Source organism: Burkholderia sp. BCC0419 (genome assembly GCF_902830285.1).
GTDB lineage: Bacteria > Pseudomonadota > Gammaproteobacteria > Burkholderiales > Burkholderiaceae > Burkholderia.
This window is the reverse complement of sequence record NZ_CADESR010000001.1, coordinates 1,170,895-1,186,517: the sequence shown is the minus strand read 5'-3', so window position 1 is coordinate 1,186,517 and position 15,623 is coordinate 1,170,895. Positions and strand designations below refer to the sequence as shown.

The following is a 15,623-nucleotide window of genomic DNA, read 5'->3' as shown; positions in this document are numbered from 1 at the left end:
CTTCGGCGGTGCTTTTTTTCATTGCTCGGGCGATGCGTCGTCGAACAGCAGGAATTGCCCGTGGCGCTCGGCCGTGTCCTCGTCGATACGCACGCCGACGCCGAGCAGCCGCACCGCCTGCGCGCGCCGCAACAACCCCTTCGCGAGCAGCGTGACGGCCGTCTCGGCATTCGTCGCGTCGGCCACGCACTCGACCGTCGTGCGCTGGAAATCGGCGAAGCGGATCTTCACGTACAGCTTGCGAATCGACCGCGCGGCGCCCGCGCGATCGATCCGCGCGTCGAGCTGCACGACGAGGCGGCGGATTTCGTCCGCGCATTGCTCGAGCGTCGTCAGGTCGGTCACGTAGGTCGTCTCGACGCTGACCGATTTGCGCTCCTGGTCGGCCTGCACGGGCCGCTCGTCGATCCCGCGCGACAGTTCGTACAGCCGCCGCCCGAACGCGCCGAACTCGCGGTGCAGGTCGATCAGCGGCCAGTCGCGCAACTGCGCGCAGGTCTGGATCCCGAGCCGGTCGAGCCGCGTGGCCGTCACCTTGCCGACGCCGTGCAGCTTGCGTACCGGCAGCGCCGCGACGAACGCGTCGATCTCGTGCGGCCGCACGACGAACAGACCGTCGGGCTTGTTCCAGTCGGACGCGATCTTCGCGATGAACTTGTTGGGCGCGACGCCCGCCGACACGGTCACGCCGACCGTGTCGCGCACGCGCTCGCGAATCTCGCGCGCAATCAGCGTCGCGCTGCCCTGGCAACGTTCCGATCCGCTGACGTCGAGGTAGGCTTCATCGAGCGACAGCGGCTCGACGTCCGGCGTGTAGTCGCGATAGATCGCCATGATCTGCCGCGACGCCGCGCGATACTTGTCCATCGCGGACGGCAGGATCAGCAGATCCGGACACTTGCGCATCGCCAGCGCCGACGACATCGCCGAATGCACGCCGTAGCGCCGCGCCTCGTAGTTGCAGGTCGCGATCACGCCGCGCTGGTCGGGCCGGCCGCCGACCGCGAGCGGCCGGTTGCGCAGCGACGGGTCGTCGCGCATCTCGACCGATGCGTAGAAGCAGTCGCAGTCGCAATGAATGATCTTGCGCATGCGCGGCGGCGCGTCGCCGGGCGGCGGCGCGTGCGGATCGGCAGGCGGGATGGTGGTCGGGCTCACGGTGCCGATACTGTACAAAAACACAGTGCCGGTTTCAACTGCCGCGTACGTCCGGGGCCGGCCGTCCGCAACCGGCTGCGCCGTACCGGCCCGGTTTGTGCGGATCGTACCGGCCGGGCACGGACAGCGGCGCCTATACTCGTCTGCCGCAAGACATGAAACGCACAGGTGACAGATGAAGACGATCGGACTGATCGGCGGCATGAGCTGGGAATCGTCGGCCGAGTACTACCGGATGATCAACCGGCACTCGAAGGCATTGCACGGCGGGCATCACAACGCGAAGAGCGTGCTGGTCACGGTCGACTTCGCCGAAATCGAGGCGCTGCAGCGCACGCACGACTGGGCGGCGCTCGGCGAACGGATGGCCGACGCCGCGCGGCAGCTCGAAGCGGCCGGCGCCGATCTCGTCGTCCTGACGACCAATACGATGCATCGCGTGCACGACGCGATCGAAGCCGCGGTGACGCTGCCGTTCCTGCACATCGCCGATCCGACCGGCAGCGCGCTGCGCGACGCGGGCGTCGAGCACGTCGCCCTGCTCGGCACGCGCTACACGATGGAACTGCCGTTCTACGCAGAGCGGCTGCGCGAGAAGTTCGGGCTCGACGTGCTGGTGCCGGACGAACGCGGGCGCGACGACGTGCATCGGATCATCTACGACGAGCTGTGCCACGGCGTCGTCTCGGCGGAATCGCGCGCGACGTATGTGTCGATCATCGGCGAACTGGCCACGCGCGGCGCGCAGGCCGTGATCCTCGGCTGCACGGAAATCACGCTGCTGATCGGCGCGGACGATTCGCCGCTGCCGGTATTCGATACGACCGCGCTGCACGCGAAGGCGGCCGTCGAGTGGGCGGCGCGCTGAACGCTGCGCGCCGTCTCGTATCGACGATCGCCGCCGGATGGCACTGCCGCATTGTGCCGCGCGGCGGGATTCGCTCTCCCGGCGTGCGCGTCGCCGCCCGACCGATTCCCTGCTCTCGCCCGTCCCACGGGTGCGGCACGAACAGCCCCGAATCACGCGACTCGGTTCACGCGGGCGCGCCGACACGACTGGTTATTCATTGGTAATAAAGTGACTGCAAATTGGTACGCGAGCAGCGGCGCCGCAATCGACGCTGCTCGTCGCGGTCTCTTTGTCCACCAACGGAAACAGGAATATGAAAAGACTCAGCACCGCGTTCGGTGCGCTGCTCGCCGTGTCGGCCACGCTCAACGCGCACGCGGACCCCAGCATCACCGCATCGGCGGCCACGACGCCCAGGGACGGCTTCGATCGCATGACGTGGGAGCTTACGCCCGAAGTCGTGCCGACCCAGGTCAACGCCAGTTACTACTGGGCCAACCAGTTGTCGTCGCAACATGGCGGGCACGCGATCTACACCGGCATCCAGCCGCGCACCCGCAGCACCAACGTGGTGATCTTCAGCGCGTTCGGCACCGGCACCGCGCCGTTGTCGGCGAATTGCCGCGGCGGCGCCGACGGCGGCTCCGGAACGTCGTGCTCGATCGCCTACCCGTGGAAAACCGGGCACGCCTATCGGCTGCAGGTCACCGTGACGCAGGCCGATCGCAGCGACGGACGCTCGACCGTCGACGGCTTCATCACCGACGTCGCCACCGGCGCCACGACGCCGACCGGCAGCATCGCGGTGCCGGCCGACTGGGGCGGCCTGTCGAGCTCGGCTTATCTGTTCGACGAATATTTTCCGTTCAACGCTGCATCGAAGGACCCGCTGCAGCGGCCATGCGTGCCGTATGCGCGCTACAGGACATCGCTACCGCATTTCTATCTGAAGGATGTCGACTACCCGACGACCGAGCGGTCGATCCGGCTGAATACGGGCAAGGACAAGTGCGCGGTGCTGTCGGGCACGCCGAACGCGCGGGCCACGCTGGTCAACACGACGCTCGAGAACGGCTTCCTGCCCGGGAGCCCGGGCGCGTCGAAATAACGGGCGAGCGCGGAAAACAAAAAACCCGGCATGGAAGCCGGGTTCTTTGTCGACGAAGTGCGCATCGGTCAATTGCGCTGCACATCGTCTGGTGTGCTTGGTTGCGGGGACAGGATTTGAACCTGTGACCTTCGGGTTATGAGCCCGACGAGCTGCCAGACTGCTCCACCCCGCGTCAGAGAAATAAATTATAGGGTGAGGAAGTACTCACGTCAATACTTTTGTCACAATTTCTGCTTCCGCTCCTCACGCGACGATGCGTGATACCTGCGCGCCACCGCATCACGTCCATGTTCGCACCCCATGCTCGCGGTAAGATGACGGCCTTCGCATTCACGCCGCACACACCCTCCCGTTCATGAAAATCGCCACCTGGAACGTCAACTCGCTCAACGTCCGCAAACAGCACGTACTCGACTGGCTCGCGCAAAGCGGAGCCGACGTACTGTGCCTGCAGGAACTGAAGCTGCCGGACGAGAAATTCCCGCGCGCCGATCTCGAGGCGATCGGCTACCGCAGCTGGTTCACGGGCCAGAAGACCTACAACGGCGTCGCGATCCTCGTGCGCGACACGCTCGCCGTCGACGAATCGGACGTCGTGCGCAACATCCCCGGCTTCGACGATCCGCAGCAGCGCGTGATCGCCGCGACGGTCGACGGTGTGCGCATCGTGTCCGCCTACTTCCCGAACGGCCAGTCGCCCGACTCCGACAAGTTCGTCTACAAGATGCAGTGGCTCGACGCGCTGCAGGCGTGGCTGCGCACCGAGCTGCAGCGCCACCCGAAGCTCGCGCTGCTCGGCGACTACAACATCGCGCCGGAAGATCGCGACGTGCACGATCCCGCGAAATGGGAAGGCCAGAACCTCGTGTCGCCGCCGGAGCGCGCGCACTTCGCGCAGCTGATCGAACTCGGCTTCGTCGACGCGTTCCGCCGCTTCGAACAGCCCGAGAAAACCTTCACGTGGTGGGACTACCGGATGATGGCGTTCCGCCGCAACGCGGGCCTGCGCATCGACCACATCCTGCTGTCGCCGGCGCTCGCGACGACCTGCGCGTCGTGCGAGGTCGATCGCGTGCCGCGCACGTGGGAACAGCCGTCCGACCACACGCCCGTCGTCGCGATCGTCGGCTGATCGTGTAGGGCCTGTTCAGCGCCGCGCGGGCGCCGGCCCGAGATGGGCCCACAGGAAGCCGAATTCGGCTGCGTCGGCTTCCGCGCGTTCGAGATCGTCGGCGCTGCCGTGGCCGCCGTCGGTGTTCTCCCAGTACCACACCCGTTCGTGACCGAGCGCCTGCATGCGCGCGGCCATCTTGCGCGCATGCGCGGGATGCACGCGGTCGTCACGGGTCGACGTCGTCAGCAGCAACGGCGGATACACGACGCCTTCGCGCACGCGGTGATACGGCGAATACGCGGCCAGCGCCGCGCCTTCGCGCGGATCGTTCGGGTCGCCGTATTCGTCGAGCCATGCGGCGCCCGCGTGCAGCTTCGGATAGCGCTGCATGTCGAGCAGCGGCACGCGGCACAGCACCGCGCCGAACAGCTCCGGCCGCTGCATCATGCACGCGGCGACCAGCAGCCCGCCGTTGCTGCCGCCCTCGATCCCGAGTTGCGCGGCGCTCGTCACGCCGGTCGCGGCCAGATCCTCGGCGACCGCGATGAAATCGTCGAACGAACGCTGCCGGTATTCGCGCTGCGCGTCGACGTGCCAGCGCGGCCCGAACTCGCCGCCGCCGCGGATGTGCGCGAACGCCATCACGCCGCCGCGTTCGAGCCAGCCGATACCGAACGCATCGCTGTAGCCCGGCAGGTTCGGAATCGCAAAGCCGCCATAACCGGACAGCAGGCACGGCCGCGCGACGCGCGCCCCGCCTTCCGGTGCGTCGAGCGCATCGCGCGGCCCGATCAGCGTGTACGGCACCACCGTGCCGTCGCGCGAACGCGCGCTCGCGCGGCGTACGACGAGGCCGGCCGCGTCGAACTGCACCGGCGGCCGGTCGAGCAGCACGCGGCGCGACGGCGCATCGTCGGCGCGGTCGGCAAGGTCGGCCAGCCAGCATTCGGGCGGATCGAGATAGGTGTCGACGTCGACGTACACCTCGTCGTTCAGCGTCGACTCGACGGGCTCGACGTCGATCTGAGCGTCGCCCGGCCAGTCGAACGGCCGCGCGTCCCACGTCCACGCCCCATCGTCGGCCTGCCGCGGCTGCCACAGCATCGTGCGGTTGTGCGCGTCGTCGAGCCAGCTCGCGATCAGCGTCGTGCGCGTGTGCGTCCACGTACAGGCGGACGTCGTCGGCTGCGGCGCGAACAGCGTCGTGAATTCGCGCGCGCCGGCGAGGAACGCCTGCTCGCGAATCGCGAGCAGCGAGCCGCCCGCATGGCGCACGCCGTCGCAATCCCAGTCGAGGCGCGGCTCCAGCACGAGCCAGCCTTCCCAGAACCCGACCTCGACATGCGTCGGCACGTCGTAGCGCGCCCATTCGCCGGCGTCGGTCAGCCGGTACGCGTGCGCGTCGAAGAAATCGACGCTGCGCCACGCGACGTGGCGGCGGTCGATCGGGTCGTACCATGCGCCCGCGCTGATGTCGTCCGGTTCGCCGCTGAACACGACCGGCGCATCGGCGAGCGCCGTGCCGCGCACCCAGCGCCGCGCTTCATACGGATAACCGGCCGCGGTCGCATGCGCTTCGCCGCGATCCCAGCTCACGTAGACGGTGTCGCGATCGATCCAGCCGACCGTGTGATGGCCCGGCTCGTCGATCGTGAAGCCGCCGTCGACGAAACGGCGCTCGACGAGGTCGAATTCGCGCACGACGACCGCGTCGGCACCGCCCGGCGACAGCGACAGCAGCACGCGATCGCCGTCCGGATACAGGATCGCCTCCTGCTCGAACACCCACGACTCGCCCTCTTCGGCGCCGAGCGCGTCGACGTCGAGCAGCGTTTCCCACGCCGGCTGGCCGGCCCGCCAGTCGGCCCAGCGCGTACGGCGCCACAGTCCCTTCGGATGGAGATCGTCCTGCCACAGGTCGTACGCCCAGTCGCGCCAGCGGGTCGGAATCACCGGGCGTTCGCGCGGCAGATACGCTTTCGCGAGACGCGCGGTCAGCGCGCGATACGCATCGTCGTCGCGCAGCGCGGCGCGCGTGCGCGCATTCTGCTCGTCGACCCATGTGCGGGCGCGCTTGCTGTCGAGCGCTTCGAGGAAACGGAACGGGTCGGCCCCGGCGGGCCAGCGGAAGGATTCGGACATTGAGGATCGGCGGAATGGCAAGCTGCGTGCAAACCGCGATTATGTCCGATCGCGGCATGCGCGGGCCCGCGCATGCCGCGAATCGTGCTCGGTCAGGGCTCCAGATGGAGTTCCTGGATCTTGCGCGTGATCGTGTTGCGGCCGATGCCGAGCCGCTCCGCGGCCTCGACCTTGCGGCCGCGCGTGAAGTCGAGCGCCTCGCGGATCACGGCCGCCTCGAAGCGGCGCGCGAGCTCGTCCATCACGTCGGCCGAGTTCTCGCGCAACAGCCGCGCGACTTCGGTGCGCAGCCCGTGCTCCCACAGCGGGTAGCCGGCCGGCGCGCTGCCGTTCGCCGCGCTCGCGACGGGCGCGGCCGCCGGCGTTGCGCCGATCGCGGCAGGCGCCGCCGCCGCGTGGCCGCCGCTGCCGTGTACGTCCGCGCCGTCGCCCGTCGCGACGACCGGCGCACCGGCCGGCACGAGGTCGGGCGGCAGGTCCTTGATCTCGACCGTCTGCGCGGGCGCCATCACGGTCAGCCAGTTCGCGAGGTTCTCGAGCTGCCGCACGTTGCCGGGAAACGCGAGCGACGTCAGATACGCGAGCGCATCGTCGGACACGCGCTTCGGCTCGACGCCGAGATCGCGCGCGCTCTTCTGCAGGAAGTGGCGCGTGAGCAGCGCGATGTCCTCGCTGCGTTCGCGCAGCGGCGGCAGGCGCAGCCGGATCACGTTGAGCCGGTGGTAAAGGTCCTCGCGGAACAGCCCTTGCCGCACGCGCGACTCGAGATTCTGGTGCGTCGCGGCGATCACGCGCACGTTCGCGCGCAGCGGGTTGTGCCCGCCGACCCGATAGAACTGCCCGTCCGACAGCACGCGCAACAGGCGCGTCTGCAGGTCGAACGGCATGTCGCCGATTTCGTCGAGGAACAGCGTGCCGTTCTCGGCCTGCTCGAAGCGGCCCTGCCGCGTCGTCTGCGCGCCGGTGAACGCGCCGCGCTCATGGCCGAACAGCTCGGATTCGAGCAGATCCTTCGGAATCGCCGCCGTGTTCAGCGCGATGAACGGCCCGTTCGCGCGCGGGCTGTGACGGTGCAGCGCCCGGGCGACGAGCTCCTTGCCGGTGCCCGACTCGCCGGTGATCAGCACGGTCGCGGCCGAATGCGACAGGCGGCCGATCGCGCGGAACATGTCCTGCATCGCGGGCGCCTGCCCGAGCATCTCGGGCGCCTCGGCCACGCGCTCGTCCAGCGGCGCGCCGCCGCGCAGGCTTTCTTCCACCGCGCGGCGGATCAGCTCGACCGCCTTGTCGACGTCGAACGGCTTCGCGAGGTATTCGAACGCGCCGCCCTGGAACGCCGCGACGGCGCTGTCGAGATCGGAGAACGCCGTCATGATGATGACGGGCAGGCCCGGCAGCCGCTCGTGCATCGCCTGCAGCAACTCGAGGCCCGAGCCGCCCGGCATCCGGATGTCGGACACGAGCACCTGCGGCGTCTCGTGGTCGAGCGCGGCCAGCGCATCGCGCACGTTCGCGAAGCTCTTCGTCGCGAAGCTGTCCCGGGCGAGTGCCTTTTCAAGCACCCAGCGGATCGATTGGTCGTCGTCTACTATCCAGATCGGCTTCATAGGTCGGTCAGGTATGGGTGAATCGCAATGTCGCCGCTCAATGGTCGAGCGGCAGCAGGATCTGAAATTCGGTACGTCCAGGCCGGCTTTCGACCTCGATCATCCCGTCGTGCTGCTGCACGAACGTCTGCGCGAGCGTGAGGCCGAGGCCGCTGCCGTCATCGCGCCCGGACACGAGCGGGTAGAAGATCCGGTCGCGGATCTCTTCCGGAATGCCGGGCCCGTTGTCGATCACGTGCAAGTCCAGTGCCAGCCGGTACAGGCGCTTGCCGATCGTCACCTTGCGCGCAATGCGCGTGCGCAGCTCGATCTTCGCGTCGCCCTGCGCGATCCGTTCGCGCAGCGCCTGCGCCGCGTTGCGCACGATATTGAGCAGCGCCTGGATCAACTGCTCCTTGTCGCCGCGCAGGTCCGGCACGCTCACGTCGTAATCGCGCTCGATCGTGAGCCCGCGCGGGAATTCCGCGAGCATCACCGCGCGCACGCGTTCGCACACTTCATGAATGTTCACGTCGCCGACGATGTGCGGATGCCGGTGCGGCTCCAGCAACCGGTCGACGAGCGTCTGCAGGCGATCGGACTCCTTGATGATCACCTGCGTGTATTCGCGCAACTCGCCGCGCTCGCGCTCGCCCAGTTCGAATTCGAGCAGCTGGGCTGCGCCGCGAATGCCGCCAAGCGGGTTCTTGATCTCGTGCGCGAGGTTGCGGATCAGTTGCTTGTTGACCGCGGTCAGGTCGTGGATGCGCTCTTCCCGATCGGTGCGCGACTGCCGTTCGTTCTCGAACAGCTCGACGAGCACGAAATCGGGCGCGGTCTCGAGGAAGCCGACGATCGCGTGCACATGCAGCGGTTCGCGGCCGGGCCGGTCGAGCACGGTATCGAGGTGCGTCGCGTGAAAGCGTTCCTCGCCGATCGCGGTGATCGTCGACGCAAGCTCGTTCGCGTTCGGGAATATCTCGCCCCACGGCCGCTGCGCGAGCTGCCGCCGCGAGATGTCGAGCATCGCCTCCGCGGACGGATTCGCGAACGCGATCCGCAGCGTCTTGCGGTCGAGCACGATCACGACCGTCGGCAGCGCTTCGAGCCCCGCCAGCAGACCCGAGCGCGAGAGCCGCTCGTCGTCCGTCAGTCGTTCGGGCTGCCCCGTTTTCGCCTTGATCAGATTCTTCAGAACCATCTGCGTGCTTGTCGCGCCTCACCGGGCCAGAAAATGAAAATCGTCGGAACAAAAAAGGGACGGCCGGACGCCGTCCCCTTTCAGACTCCGCCGTTCCCGCCGCAAGCCGCGCGACGGGAACGAACCGGCATGACGGCGCTGTATCGAAGCGCCATCGCCGATTAGAGCGAGTAGTACATCTCGAACTCGATCGGGTGCGTCGTCATGCGGAACTTCGCCAGCTCCTGCTCCTTCAGCGCGAGGTACGCGTCGATCATGCCGTCCGTGAACACGCCGCCGCGCGTCAGGAACTCGCGATCCTTGTCGAGCGCTTCGAGTGCCTGGTCGAGGCCCGCGCACACGGTCGGGATCTTCGCATCTTCTTCCGGCGGCAGGTCGTACAGGTTCTTGTCCGCTGCTTCGCCCGGATGGATCTTGTTCTGGATCCCGTCGAGGCCGGCCATCATCAGCGCCGTGAAGCACAGGTACGGGTTCGCCATCGGATCCGGGAAGCGCGTTTCGATACGGCGGCCCTTCGGGCTCGACACGTGCGGAATCCGGATCGATGCCGAACGGTTGCGCGCCGAGTAAGCGAGCTTGACCGGTGCTTCGAAGTGCGGGACCAGACGCTTGTACGAGTTCGTCGTCGGGTTCGTGATCGCGTTCAGTGCACGGGCGTGCTTGATGATGCCGCCGATGTAGAACAGCGCCAGTTCCGACAGGCCGGCGTAGCCGTTGCCCGCGAACAGGTTCTGGCCGTCCTTCCAGATCGACTGGTGAACGTGCATGCCCGAACCGTTGTCGCCGACGACCGGCTTCGGCATGAACGTCGCCGTCTTGCCGTACGAGTGCGCGACGTTATGGATGATGTACTTCGACCATTGCGTCCAGTCCGCGCGCTGAACCAGCGTCGAGAACTTCGTGCCGATTTCGTTCTGGCCCTGGCCCGCCACTTCGTGGTGGTGCACTTCGACCGGGATGCCGAGCTGTTCGAGCAGCAGGCACATTTCCGAACGGATGTCCTGGAACGTGTCGACCGGCGCGACCGGGAAGTAGCCGCCCTTCGTGCCCGGACGGTGGCCCGTGTTGCCGCCTTCGAATTCCTTGCCGGCCGACCACGGTGCTTCTTCCGAATTGATCTTCACGAAGCAGCCCGACATGTCCGTGTTCCACTGGACCGAGTCGAAAATGAAGAATTCCGGTTCCGGACCGAAGTACGCCGTGTCGCCGATGCCCGTGCTCTTCAGGTACGCTTCGCCGCGCTTCGCGAGCGAACGCGGATCGCGCTCGTAGCCCTTGCCGTCCGCCGGCTCGACCACGTCGCAGGTCAGCACCAGGGTCGACTCTTCATAGAACGGGTCGACGAAGGCAGCGGTCGGGTCCGGCATGAGCAGCATGTCCGACGCCTCGATGCCCTTCCAGCCCGCGATCGACGAACCGTCGAATGCATGACCGCTCTCGAACTTGTCTTCGTCAAACGCCGAAACCGGCACCGACACGTGCTGTTCCTTGCCGCGCGTATCCGTGAAGCGGAAATCGACGAACTTGACGTCCTCGTCCTTCACGAGCTGCATGACGTCGGCGACGGTTTTACTCATAACCTCTTCTCCTGATTGAACAATTCCGGCGGACTGGGAACCGCCTCGTTTATCGAGCTGACCGGGGTCTTGCTTTGGCGCAGCGCGCCCCGATTCGACCGAATTCTATATAGCAGCTTCCGTGCCACCTTTACGCAAGCGCGGCGCGAATCGCGCGGGGGCTCGCCACGTCAGGGCTGCGCTGCGCGATTCCGGGGCTTCACGCGCCATCGGCCTCGCATCAAAAGCACCGATGTGGTGCAATCCCCGCAACCCGCCGCGCCCATCGATTCATTTTGGTGCATGCGCGCCATTCTGCACTCTTTTGGTGAGCGCGTGTACGGCCCGCGCACCGTGCCGCAGGCGGACATCCGTGCCACGACGCCGCGCTAGAATGATCGTTTGACCGATACGGAGACCCCCTGCCATGAGTACGCTCGACCAGCTTTACGCGAAGGCCGACGAACGCCGCGCACAAGGCGCGCTCAACTACGCCGGCGCGCTGCTGCCGGTCGAGGCATTCGAACTGCTGCAGCTCGACCCGTCCGCGCGCCTCGTCGACGTGCGCACGCGCGCCGAGCTCGACTGGATCGGCCGCCCGCTCGTCGGCGACGGCCAGTATCTGCACCTCGAATGGACGCGCTACCCGGGCGGCGTGCCGAACGCCGAATTCGTCAACGAACTGAAGGCCGCTCTCCCGGCCGATACGCCGATCCTGTTCCTGTGCCGCAGCGCCGCGCGCTCGAAGCTCGCCGCGGTCGCGTCCGCGCAGGCCGGCTACACGAAGGCGTTCGACCTGCTCGAAGGCTTCGAGGGCGCGAAGGACGCCGAAGGCCACCGCAAGACGGTCGACGGGTGGTGCTTCCGCAAACTGCCGTGGATCGGCGCCTGACGGCGCGCCGCGCGCGCCGGCTGCGACAACCTCATCGTCGAGCCGGGCGATGACATGCCGATGACGGGCCGCATTGCGCGGCCCGTTGCTTTTGGTACGGCCGCGTGGCAGGCCGCTCAGGCGCGCGGCGTATCGGGCTCGACGACGTCGCCGCCGAGCAGGTGCACGCCTTCGCGCAGCTTCACGAACGCGGCCGCGACCGCCTCCGGCTCGCCCTTCACGCCGAGATCGATATGACGGCGCGCGTAGATGCCGCCGCGCTCCGCGTCGCCGACGCTCGGCAGGCTGAACACGCGCACGCCGGGGAAATCGCGCTCGATCTTCTCCATCAGCGGCGTGAGCGTCGATTCCGGCAGCTCGAACACGTACAGCGAACGCTCGGCATGCGGCGTCGCGTGATGCAGATGCGCGTACTGCGTATCGAGCACCCATTCGATCATCGGCCACGCCATCACCGGGAAGCCCGGCACGAAGTGCAGATGGCCGACCGAGAAGCCGGGAATCCGGTTATAGCCGTTCGGGATGATCGTCGCGCCGGCCGGGAACACGCCCATGTTGAAGCGGTGCTGGTTTTCCGGCGATTCGAAGTCGACCGGCGTGGCCGGATCGGTGTGCGTTTCGCGGATCCGCTCCGCAATCAGCGCCTTCGCCTCCGGATGCAGCTCGAGCGGCACGCCGAGCGCGGCGGCCGCGCACTGGCGCGTATGGTCGTCCGGCGTCGCGCCGATCCCGCCCGTCGAGAACACGACATCGCCCGACGCGATCGCGCGCGCGAGCGTCGCGGTAATGCGCGCCGGATCGTCGCCGACGTATTCGGCCCAGTCGAGCGCGAGGCCGCGCGCGCCGAGCAGCTCGATGACCTTCGCCAGATGCTTGTCCTGCCGGCGGCCCGAAAGGATTTCGTCGCCGATGATGATGATGCCGATGCTCATGCCTGCCCCATGTCGATTGCGGTGGCGCGCGCACTGGCGCGCAGGTCTTCCAGCGCGCGCAGGCAGTAGTGCCCGAACCACAGCGCCGAGAAGACGAGGATGAAAGCGTAAACCCAGATCATGGCGGCCGCGACGAACGGGAACAGCACCATCATCCAGACCGACGACACCCACACGAAGGTCGGCACGGTGCCGAGCAGCCCGGTCGCGACGCCGATGCCGATCAGCGGCCAGCGGTGCTGCCGCACGAGCGCGCGGCGCTCGTCGCGGCTCGCGTGCTGCGCGAGCGCGTCGTAGGTCATCACGCGATATGTAAGCCAGCCCCAGATCACCGGCGGCAGCAGCGCGAAGAACGGCGGAATCAGCCACAGCGGGATCGTGACGACGAGCAGCACGACGCCGACGAGCGCCGCGCCGAGCGAATTGAACACGCTGCCGAAGAAGGTGCCGCCCCGCTTCGACTCGAGCGCCGCGAACTGCCGGTTCGACAGGTGCTTGATCACGACCGGCATCGAGATCGTCGCGATCAGCAGCAGCACGGTCAGCACGATCAGCGGAATGGCGAGCGACACGACCACGAACGGCGCGACGACCGCATGCAGCTGCGACATGCCGATCGCATCGAACGCGCGATACAGCGCGGCCGTCAGCACGAAGCCGTCGAGCGCGCCGCGCGCGAGATCCAGCAGCGTCTGCCACGAGAACCACAGCACGACGCCCCACAGCAGCGTCGACACGACGAACGGCATCAGGGTGAGCCACAGCATGCGCGGGTGCAGCGCGCTGGCGAGCGCCCGGACGAAGGAGCGCAGCAAGTCGTTCATGCGAGCCTATGGAGTCTGGATTGACGGAGAAAAACGGGGAAAGGATAAACCACACGGCCCGCATGCGCCAAAGCGCATGCGGGCCGTGTGGGAAAGCCGTTCAACGGGAGAAAGGCCCGATCGGGGATGGGGATCAGGCCGACGCCGCGCCGCGCTTCGCGGGGAACAGGCGCCGGAAGATCCGCACGAACGCCAGGCCGTGCTGCGACCAGAAGCCGTCGCCATAGGACACGCCCTCGACCTGCTCGCGGATGCCGGTCGGCTCGACCGTGCGGTTCCACGACGCGGTGCCGAACATCATGTCCCACCACGGGAACAGCACGCCGAAGTTGCAGCCGTACTTGGTGCCTTCGTGGCCGTAGCCGACCGCATGGTGCCGGCGGTGGAAGATCGGGCTGACGAGCAGGCGCTCGCCGATGCGGCCGAACGGCAGCCGCGCATTCGTATGCTGGATGCTCTGCATGAAGTTCGTGACCGCGGTCAGCACGACGAACTGCGACGGCGTCACGCCGATCACGAGCGCGATCGCCGCGAAGAAGCACGACTGGAGCACGTCGTCGAGCAGGTGGTTGCGGTCGTCGCACCACAGCGACATCTGCCGCTGGCTGTGATGCACGGCGTGCAGCTCCCACCAGATGCCGAACTTGTGCTGCCAGCGGTGATACCAGTAGCCGGCGAAGTCGAGCACGACGAGGTAGATCGCGAACGCGACGATCGGCTGCGAGGTCACGCCCGGCCACAGATAGTCGAGGTTGACGTTCGCGACGCCATGCAGGCGCAGCCACGCCTGGAAGTTGTCGAACACCGGCTGCAGCGCGAAGAAGAAGAACAGCGCGTAGATGCCGAGCTTCGAGATCGCCGTGTAGATCACGTCGACCCGCACCGCGCGGCGGTTCTTCCAGCGCTCAACCGGCAGCAGCGCCTCGAGCGGACGCAGCAGCGCGAACATCAGCACCATCTGCAGCGCGCCGATGATCACCCAGTACAGCGCGTCGTAGGTGTCCTCGTCATAGTCCATCAGGTTGAACTTGAAGAGGAGCGGCTGCACGACGTCGACGTACAGCCAGGTCTGGATGTCCGACACGAACGCATCGATCAGGTGCAGCATCGTTCGCCTCCGCCCGTCACGCGCCGTTCGCCGCCTTCCACGGCGCGCGGTCGTAGAAGTAGATGCCGTGCGGCGAGCGGCCGACGGCGATGGTCTGCACCAGCTTGCGCGAGGCCAGATCGATGATCCCGACCTTCTTCGCGAAGCGGAACGTCACCCACAGCGTCTTCTTGTCGGCGGACAGCTCCATGTCGTCGGGGCCCGGCAGCAGGCCGGTGATGTCGCCGACGTTGGTGAGCGTGTTCTCGTCGATGATGCTGATCGTGTTCGCGACGCGGTTGGTGACCGCGACGTGCGTGCCGTCGGCGAGCGAGCGGAAGTTGTGCGCGCCCTTGCCCGTGTAGATCTGCTTGACGACCTTCTGGTTGCGCCAGTCGACGACCGCGACGTAATCCGCGCCGGTCATCCCGACCAGCACGAATTTGTCGTCCGGCGTGAGCCACAGGCCGGCCGGCACCTTGCCGACCTTCATCTTCCACTTGACCGTCTGCGTCGGCAGGTCGATCGCCGCGATCTCGCCGGACACCTGCAGCGACACGAGCAGCGTCTTGCTGTCCTTCGTGAACGCGAGGTGGCTCGGCATCACCGCGAGCGGCACGCGCTTCACGAGGCGCAGGTCGCGGCCGTCGTAGCCGTAGATGTCGACGCGGTCGAGCCGCAGGCCGGCCGCCGCGAACCACTTGCGGTCGGGCGAGAAGCCGAGCTGGTAAGGATCGTCGATCCCTTCGACGGTGCGCTGCAGCTTGCCCGTCTTCGGATCGAGGAACATCAGGCTGTTCGAGACCGAATTCGCGACGATCAGCGACGCATTGTCGGGCGTCGCCATCAAATGGTGCGGTTCCTTGCCGGTCGGCATCGTGGAAACGACTTCGCGGGTCTGCTGGTCGATCAGGGAAAGCGTCGCTTCGGCCGAATTGAGGACGATCACGTTATTCGCGTGTGCGGCGGGCGCCAGCACGGCGGCGGCCAGCGCAAGCGTGCGGCCGAAGGAAAGGAAAGTGCGCATGAAGACTCACGTCGTGGAACAGCAGTCATTGTAGAACGTTCGGCGGGCCCCTCCGGTTGACCCATGCCGGCATTGCGCCACTTCGACGCACGCCCCGCCTGCCGGACGGGCCGCCGCGGCAGGCGCTGCGGTGCAGGCCCCGG

Annotated in this window: 13 protein-coding genes and 1 tRNA gene; 4 read left to right on the top strand and 10 right to left on the bottom strand. The window is 67.3% G+C overall.

What is annotated here, in order from left to right:
• Positions 1–18: 18 nt before the first annotated feature.
• A complete protein-coding gene (gene dinB, locus HWW87_RS05225) occupies positions 19–1,182 on the bottom strand; it encodes a DNA polymerase IV (protein WP_175819515.1) in 1,164 nt (387 codons plus the stop codon).
• A gap of 151 nt (positions 1,183–1,333) precedes the next feature.
• Here dinB and HWW87_RS05220 point away from each other — a divergent pair, with 151 nt between their 5' ends.
• Positions 1,334–2,026, top strand: a complete 693-nt coding sequence (locus HWW87_RS05220; protein ID WP_175819514.1) for an aspartate/glutamate racemase family protein — start codon at positions 1,334–1,336, stop codon at positions 2,024–2,026.
• Between the two features lie 295 nt (positions 2,027–2,321).
• Positions 2,322–3,116 carry a DUF3472 domain-containing protein gene (locus HWW87_RS05215; RefSeq protein ID WP_175819513.1) on the top strand — a complete coding sequence of 265 codons (795 nt, stop codon included), beginning with the start codon at positions 2,322–2,324 and terminating at the stop codon, positions 3,114–3,116.
• Positions 3,117–3,214: 98 nt separating this feature from the next.
• Here HWW87_RS05215 and HWW87_RS05210 read toward each other — a convergent pair.
• Positions 3,215–3,291, bottom strand: a tRNA-Met gene (locus HWW87_RS05210).
• Positions 3,292–3,474: 183 nt separating this feature from the next.
• Here HWW87_RS05210 and xth point away from each other — a divergent pair.
• Positions 3,475–4,251: an exodeoxyribonuclease III gene (gene xth, locus HWW87_RS05205; RefSeq protein ID WP_175819512.1), complete on the top strand. Its 777-nt coding sequence runs from the start codon at positions 3,475–3,477 to the stop codon at positions 4,249–4,251.
• A 15-nt stretch (positions 4,252–4,266) separates the two neighbouring features.
• Here the strand turns inward: xth and HWW87_RS05200 are convergent, their stop codons facing one another.
• The 4 genes from HWW87_RS05200 to glnA all read right to left on the bottom strand — a co-directional run bounded on the left by HWW87_RS05200 (position 4,267) and on the right by glnA (position 10,739).
• Positions 4,267–6,375: a prolyl oligopeptidase family serine peptidase gene (locus HWW87_RS05200; RefSeq protein ID WP_175819511.1), complete on the bottom strand. Its 2,109-nt coding sequence runs from the start codon at positions 6,373–6,375 to the stop codon at positions 4,267–4,269.
• A 92-nt stretch (positions 6,376–6,467) separates the two neighbouring features.
• Positions 6,468–7,982, bottom strand: a complete 1,515-nt coding sequence (gene ntrC, locus HWW87_RS05195; RefSeq protein ID WP_175819510.1) for a nitrogen regulation protein NR(I) — start codon at positions 7,980–7,982, stop codon at positions 6,468–6,470.
• A 37-nt stretch (positions 7,983–8,019) separates the two neighbouring features.
• Positions 8,020–9,162: a nitrogen regulation protein NR(II) gene (gene glnL / locus HWW87_RS05190; protein WP_174391238.1), complete on the bottom strand. Its 1,143-nt coding sequence runs from the start codon at positions 9,160–9,162 to the stop codon at positions 8,020–8,022.
• 161 nt (positions 9,163–9,323) lie between these two features.
• On the bottom strand, positions 9,324–10,739 hold the full coding sequence (gene glnA / locus HWW87_RS05185) for a type I glutamate--ammonia ligase (RefSeq protein WP_174432999.1): 1,416 nt from the start codon (positions 10,737–10,739) through the stop codon (positions 9,324–9,326).
• A gap of 406 nt (positions 10,740–11,145) precedes the next feature.
• Between glnA and HWW87_RS05180 the strand changes: the two genes are divergently transcribed.
• Positions 11,146–11,610, top strand: a complete 465-nt coding sequence (locus tag HWW87_RS05180; RefSeq protein WP_027784887.1) for a rhodanese-like domain-containing protein — start codon at positions 11,146–11,148, stop codon at positions 11,608–11,610.
• 116 nt (positions 11,611–11,726) lie between these two features.
• On the opposite strand, the gene HWW87_RS05175 is transcribed toward HWW87_RS05180, so the two are convergent.
• The 4 genes from HWW87_RS05175 to HWW87_RS05160 all read right to left on the bottom strand — a co-directional run bounded on the left by HWW87_RS05175 (position 11,727) and on the right by HWW87_RS05160 (position 15,480).
• Positions 11,727–12,542: a molybdopterin-binding protein gene (locus HWW87_RS05175; protein ID WP_175819509.1), complete on the bottom strand. Its 816-nt coding sequence runs from the start codon at positions 12,540–12,542 to the stop codon at positions 11,727–11,729.
• A complete protein-coding gene (locus HWW87_RS05170; RefSeq protein WP_175819508.1) occupies positions 12,539–13,366 on the bottom strand; it encodes an EI24 domain-containing protein in 828 nt (275 codons plus the stop codon). The genes HWW87_RS05175 and HWW87_RS05170 overlap by 4 nt, the downstream gene beginning before the upstream one ends.
• A 133-nt stretch (positions 13,367–13,499) precedes the next feature.
• Positions 13,500–14,474 carry a sterol desaturase family protein gene (locus HWW87_RS05165; protein ID WP_175819507.1) on the bottom strand — a complete coding sequence of 325 codons (975 nt, stop codon included), beginning with the start codon at positions 14,472–14,474 and terminating at the stop codon, positions 13,500–13,502.
• 16 nt (positions 14,475–14,490) lie between these two features.
• Positions 14,491–15,480, bottom strand: coding sequence for a beta-propeller fold lactonase family protein (locus tag HWW87_RS05160; protein WP_174391075.1), 990 nt, complete (start codon positions 15,478–15,480; stop codon positions 14,491–14,493).
• Positions 15,481–15,623: the final 143 nt, after the last annotated feature.

Coding starts and splice junctions, on each gene's coding strand:
- HWW87_RS05180 (WP_027784887.1), top strand. CDS start 11,146: ATGAGTACGCTCGACCAGCTTTACGCGAAGGCCGACGAACGCCGCGCA.
- xth (WP_175819512.1), top strand. CDS start 3,475: ATGAAAATCGCCACCTGGAACGTCAACTCGCTCAACGTCCGCAAACAG.
- ntrC (WP_175819510.1), bottom strand. CDS start 7,982: ATGAAGCCGATCTGGATAGTAGACGACGACCAATCGATCCGCTGGGTG.
- HWW87_RS05175 (WP_175819509.1), bottom strand. CDS start 12,542: ATGAGCATCGGCATCATCATCATCGGCGACGAAATCCTTTCGGGCCGC.
- HWW87_RS05165 (WP_175819507.1), bottom strand. CDS start 14,474: ATGCTGCACCTGATCGATGCGTTCGTGTCGGACATCCAGACCTGGCTG.
- HWW87_RS05220 (WP_175819514.1), top strand. CDS start 1,334: ATGAAGACGATCGGACTGATCGGCGGCATGAGCTGGGAATCGTCGGCC.
- glnL (WP_174391238.1), bottom strand. CDS start 9,162: ATGGTTCTGAAGAATCTGATCAAGGCGAAAACGGGGCAGCCCGAACGA.
- glnA (WP_174432999.1), bottom strand. CDS start 10,739: ATGAGTAAAACCGTCGCCGACGTCATGCAGCTCGTGAAGGACGAGGAC.
- HWW87_RS05215 (WP_175819513.1), top strand. CDS start 2,322: ATGAAAAGACTCAGCACCGCGTTCGGTGCGCTGCTCGCCGTGTCGGCC.
- HWW87_RS05170 (WP_175819508.1), bottom strand. CDS start 13,366: ATGAACGACTTGCTGCGCTCCTTCGTCCGGGCGCTCGCCAGCGCGCTG.
- HWW87_RS05200 (WP_175819511.1), bottom strand. CDS start 6,375: ATGTCCGAATCCTTCCGCTGGCCCGCCGGGGCCGACCCGTTCCGTTTC.
- HWW87_RS05160 (WP_174391075.1), bottom strand. CDS start 15,480: ATGCGCACTTTCCTTTCCTTCGGCCGCACGCTTGCGCTGGCCGCCGCC.